4 protein-coding genes are annotated in these 4,827 nt (G+C 60.1%); 3 read left to right on the top strand and 1 reads right to left on the bottom strand.

Going from position 1 to position 4,827, the window contains the following annotated elements:
• On the bottom strand, positions 1-1,352 hold a 1,352-nt coding region (locus KG698_RS14705; RefSeq protein WP_213686297.1), incomplete at its 3' end, for an acyl-CoA carboxylase subunit beta.
• 261 nt (positions 1,353-1,613) lie between these two features.
• Between KG698_RS14705 and KG698_RS14700 the strand changes: the two genes are divergently transcribed.
• The 3 genes from KG698_RS14700 to KG698_RS14690 are packed head-to-tail and all read left to right on the top strand — an operon-like array spanning position 1,614 to position 4,804.
• Entirely contained in the window at positions 1,614-2,828 is a 1,215-nt protein-coding gene (locus KG698_RS14700; RefSeq protein WP_213686296.1) for a multidrug effflux MFS transporter, read from the top strand.
• Positions 2,829-2,887: 59 nt separating this feature from the next.
• Positions 2,888-4,282, top strand: a complete 1,395-nt coding sequence (locus KG698_RS14695) for a short-chain fatty acyl-CoA regulator family protein (RefSeq protein WP_213686295.1) — start codon at positions 2,888-2,890, stop codon at positions 4,280-4,282.
• 57 nt (positions 4,283-4,339) lie between these two features.
• Positions 4,340-4,804, top strand: a complete 465-nt coding sequence (locus KG698_RS14690; RefSeq protein ID WP_213686294.1) for a CoxG family protein — start codon at positions 4,340-4,342, stop codon at positions 4,802-4,804.
• The last annotated feature ends 23 nt before the right edge of the window (positions 4,805-4,827 follow it).

Raw genomic sequence — 4,827 nt, 5'->3', positions numbered from 1 at the left:
GCGATCTTTTCTGGATCGCCCAATTCGGACCGATACAGGATCTCGGTCGCGCCCTTGGCCCCCATCACCGCGATTTCGGATGTGGGCCATGCATAGTTGATGTCACCGCGCAGATGCTTGGACGACATCACCACATAAGCCCCGCCATAGGCTTTACGCGTGATGACAGTGACCTTGGGCACGGTCGCCTCGCCATAGGCAAACAAAAGCTTCGCGCCATGCTTGATGACGCCGTTATATTCCTGCGTCACGCCGGGCAGGAAACCCGGCACATCCACCAGCGTCAGGATCGGGATCTCGAAGCAGTCGCAAAACCGCACAAAGCGGGCGGCCTTGCGCGCGCTGTCGATATCGAGAACGCCCGCCAGCACCATCGGCTGATTGGCGACCACGCCCACCGTCTGCCCCTCCAGCCGGACGAAGCCAGTGATGATGTTCTTAGCGAAATCTTCCTGAATCTCGTAAAAATCCCCCTCATCCGCGACCTTCAGGATCAATTCCTTCATGTCGTAGGGCTTGTTGGGATTGTCGGGGATCAGCGTATCAAGGCTTTCCTCGATCCGGTTCGGGTCGTCGTAAAAGGGCCGCACGGGCGGCTTTTCGCGATTGGAGAGCGGCAAGAAATCGATCAAGCGGCGCACTTCGCTGAGTGCCTCCACATCGTTTTCAAAGGCACCATCGGCCACGCTGGATTTGCGCGTATGGGTGGTGGCGCCGCCCAATTCCTCGGCGGTCACGACCTCGTTCGTCACGGTTTTCACCACATCGGGGCCGGTCACGAACATGTAGGAGCTGTCTTTGACCATGAAGATGAAATCGGTCATCGCGGGGGAATAGACAGCGCCGCCTGCGCAGGGGCCCATGATCATAGAGATCTGAGGGACCACGCCAGAGGCTTCGATATTGCGCTGGAACACCTCACCATAAGCAGCAAGGCTTGAAACACCTTCTTGGATACGCGCCCCACCACTGTCGTTAATCCCGATCACGGGGGCGCCGTTTTGCATCGCCATATCCATGATCTTGCAGATCTTGGCAGCATGCGTTTCCGACACCGAGCCGCCCAGAACGGTGAAATCTTGGCTGAACACATAGACCATCCGGCCGTTGATCGTGCCCCAGCCGGTGACCACACCATCGCCGCGCGGCTTGGACCCCTCCATCCCGAAATCGGTGCAGCGATGCGTGACGAACATGTCATATTCTTCAAAGCTGTCTTCATCGAGCAAAAGCTCGATCCGCTCGCGCGCGGTCAGCTTGCCCTTGGCATGCTGCGCTTCGATGCGCTTGGTGCCGCCGCCAAGACGCGCTTGCCCCCGGCGATCTTCCAGCTCTTGCAAGATATCCTTCATGCCCGTTCCTTCCCCGTCGGCCTTGCCCCTTTGGAAATGGCATCGCAAAGCGGCATTTCCCAATCACGCCAGACCCTAGGCGCGCCTTGTGCAAAGCGCGAGTCGGATTGCGCATATTTGCAAATGAATTTGCGAAATTTCAGCAATATTTGCAAAGCTGCAAATGATCGCTCTCCGCGCGCAGCGGTGCAAGACATGGCCGCAATCGGGAAATGCCGCTGGGGGCTGGACCAAGTCACGCCAAAGGCATAACCCGGTGTCATGGCTTCACATGTTCCGGTGCGGTTCCTCGACCGCACGACCCCGCCGCATATTTTCACGCTCATCTTGCTCACCGGCCTCGGTGCGCTGTCGATGAATATCTTTTTGCCATCGCTGCCGCGGATGACGGAATATTTCGCGACCGATTACCGGCTGATGCAGCTTTCGGTCGCGCTTTATCTTGGCGTCAATGCTGTTTTGCAAATCTTCATCGGCCCGATCTCAGACCGCTACGGTCGGCGACCGGTTCTTTTGGGTGGTGTGGCGATTTTCCTTGTCGCAACCTTGGGCTGCATCTTTGCCCCGAATATCGAGATTTTCCTATTTTTCCGCATGCTACAGGCCGTTGTCGTGGCTGGGCTGGTGTTGGGGCGTGCCGTGGTGCGCGATATGTATCCCGCCGATCAAGCCGCAAGCCAGATCGGCTATGTCACAATGGGTATGGCCATCGTGCCGATGATCGGCCCGGCCTTTGGCGGCGTTCTTGACGAAAACTTTGGCTGGCAGGCGAATTTCTGGATGCTCTTTGCCTTGGGCGTTTTGGTCTTGGGCCTCACCTGGCGCGATCTGGGTGAGACGGCGGCGCAGAAATCAGGCAGCTTTGCAGCGCAACTGCGCGAATACCCTGAGCTTTTGGCCTCGCGCCGCTTTTGGGGCTATTGCTTGGCGGCGGCTTTCGCATCGGGGGCATTCTTCGCCTATCTCGGCGGCGCGCCTTACGTGGGATCACAGGTATTTCACCTCTCGCCCACGGCGGTCGGTTTTTTCTTCGGGGCCCCTGCCTTGGGATATTTCTTTGGTAACTGGATATCGGGCCGCTATTCGATGCGGCTTGGCATCAATACCATGATCCTTGCGGGTGCCGTGATCTCGGCCAGCGGTTTGATCGTCTCGCTTTTGATGTTTCTCATCGGCTTCAAAACAGCCTTTGTCTTTTTTGGCTTCATGACTTTCGTGGGATTGGGCAATGGCATGGTGTTGCCCAATGCCACCTCGGGCATGTTGTCGGTGCGCCCGCATCTGGCGGGAACGGCCAGTGGGCTGGGCGGTGCGATGATGGTTGGCGGCGGCGCGGCCTTGTCGGCCCTCGCGGGGAGCCTGCTTGAAGGGGGAAATGGCGCCTATCCGCTGATCGTGATCATGCTGATCGCGTCGCTATCTGCTGTGGCGGCGATCATCTACACGATCAAGCGCGACCAATTTTTGGCGCGCTAAGGCTTGCGCAGGGTTTTGCAAACCGTGCAAATGGGGTTGCAAACTGCCTCGGAGGCCCCATGTCCCCAGCCAAGCTTTATGCCGGTGCCAAGCTGCGCGAGATCCGCACGCGTCTTGGGCTGACGCAGAAGGATTTCGCGGTCAAGCTTGCCGTCTCGCTGCCCTATCTCAACCAGATGGAGAACAACAACCGCCCCGTCTCGACCGCTGTGGTCTTGGGGCTGGCGCAAGAATTTGGCGTCGATGTCACCGAATTGCGCGCAGGCGATGCCGAGCGGCTGGTCTCCGACATGCGCGAGGCTTTGGCCGATCCGATTTTCACCGATAACGCACCGGCGCTGGTCGATTTAAGGCTTGCCGCCTCCAATGCGCCTGCGCTGGCGCGCGCCTTTCTCGATCTGCACCGCGCCTATCGCCAGACCCACGAGCGCCTCGCCTCGCTGGACGAGGCTTTGGGCCAAGATCGCCTTGCCGCCCCTTCCCCTTGGGAAGAGGTGCGCGATTTCTTTCATTACTGCGATAACTACATCGACGCGGTTGACCGCGCCGCCGAGCGATTTGCGCAAAAGGCCGCGGGCGATCTGGCCACCCATACCCAAGATGTGCTGGCCGCGATGGGCGTCGTCATCCGGCGCGAGGCAGGTCAAGGTGTGCGCGCCTATGACCCGGCTAGCCGCATCCTGACGCTCAGCCCCCGCGCGGCCCCAGAGACGCAACGCTTTCAGCTTTTGCACCAATATGCGCTCTTGGGGCAGGGCCAGCTGATCGAGGCGACACTCGATCTTGCGCGCTTTCAATCCGACACAAGCCGCGAGATCGCGCGCATCGGCATGGCCAATTACTTCGCAGGCGCGGTGTTGATGCCCTATACAGGATTTGCAACCGCCGCGCGCGAAACACGCCATGACCTCGAACGCCTCTCGATCCAGTTCGGTGCCTCGATTGAACAGGTGGCCCACAGGCTTTCGACCCTGCAACGTCCCGGCGCCAAGGGCATCCCCTTTTTCTTCGCCCGCGTCGATCAGGCGGGCACGGTAACCAAGCGCCACTCCGCCACGCGCCTGCAATTCGCCCGCTTTGGTGGTGCCTGCCCCTTGTGGAATGTGCATCAAGCCTTTGAGACGCCGACCCGTTTCCTGCGTCAACTGGCTGAAACGCCCGATGGGGTACGCTACGTGATCTTGGCGCGTGATGTGTCGAAATCGGGCGGCGCATGGGGCACGCCGCAGCGCCGCTTTGCCATTTCGCTTGGCTGCGAGGTCAAGCATGCCGCCGATCTGGTCTATGCCGATGGCCTCGATCTTGACCGCGACCGAGAGTTTCAGCCCATCGGTATCTCGTGCCGGATTTGCGAGCGCGCCCAGTGTCACCAACGCGCCGTGCCGCCCCTTGAGCGGCAATTGATCGTCGATCCCAACCGGCGCGGCACGCTGCCCTATGAGATCAAGCGTTGACCTCCTGCGTCACGCGGCCCTACTGCTGATGCAAGATCAGCGAGAAAGGACAAGCCAATGGAAATGCATGCAAGCCGCGTGATCGCGGCTGATCGGATGACCGTCTGGGCCGCGCTCAACGATGCCGAGGTGCTCAAGGCCTGCATCCCCGGTTGTGACGAACTGACCGGCTCCCCCGAAGCGGGCTTCGCCGCCACCGTCACGCAGAAAGTTGGCCCGGTCAAAGCCACCTTTCGCGGCGAGGTGACACTTTCCGATATCGTGCCGGGCGAAAGCTACACCATCTCGGGCGAGGGCAAGGGCGGTGTCGCAGGTTTTGCCAAAGGTGGCGCGCAAGTGCGCCTGAGCGATGCCGAGACGGGCGGCACCGTGCTCACCTATGACGTTAGCGCCAAGGTCGGCGGCAAGATCGCCCAACTTGGCTCGCGGCTTGTCGATAGCTTCGCCCAGAAAATGGCCGATCAATTCTTCGAGCGCTTTCAAAACCGCCTCGAAGGTGACACTCCCGCCGACCAAGGCTAAAGGCGCCTCCGCTTCTTCGTTTC

This window comes from Roseicyclus sp. (assembly GCF_018402035.1).
In the GTDB taxonomy this organism is placed as follows: Bacteria; Pseudomonadota; Alphaproteobacteria; order Rhodobacterales; family Rhodobacteraceae; genus Roseicyclus.
This window is presented reverse-complemented; position numbering and strand designations above follow the sequence as displayed.

Coding starts and splice junctions, on each gene's coding strand:
- KG698_RS14700 (WP_213686296.1), top strand. CDS start 1,614: ATGGCTTCACATGTTCCGGTGCGGTTCCTCGACCGCACGACCCCGCCG.
- KG698_RS14695 (WP_213686295.1), top strand. CDS start 2,888: ATGTCCCCAGCCAAGCTTTATGCCGGTGCCAAGCTGCGCGAGATCCGC.
- KG698_RS14690 (WP_213686294.1), top strand. CDS start 4,340: ATGGAAATGCATGCAAGCCGCGTGATCGCGGCTGATCGGATGACCGTC.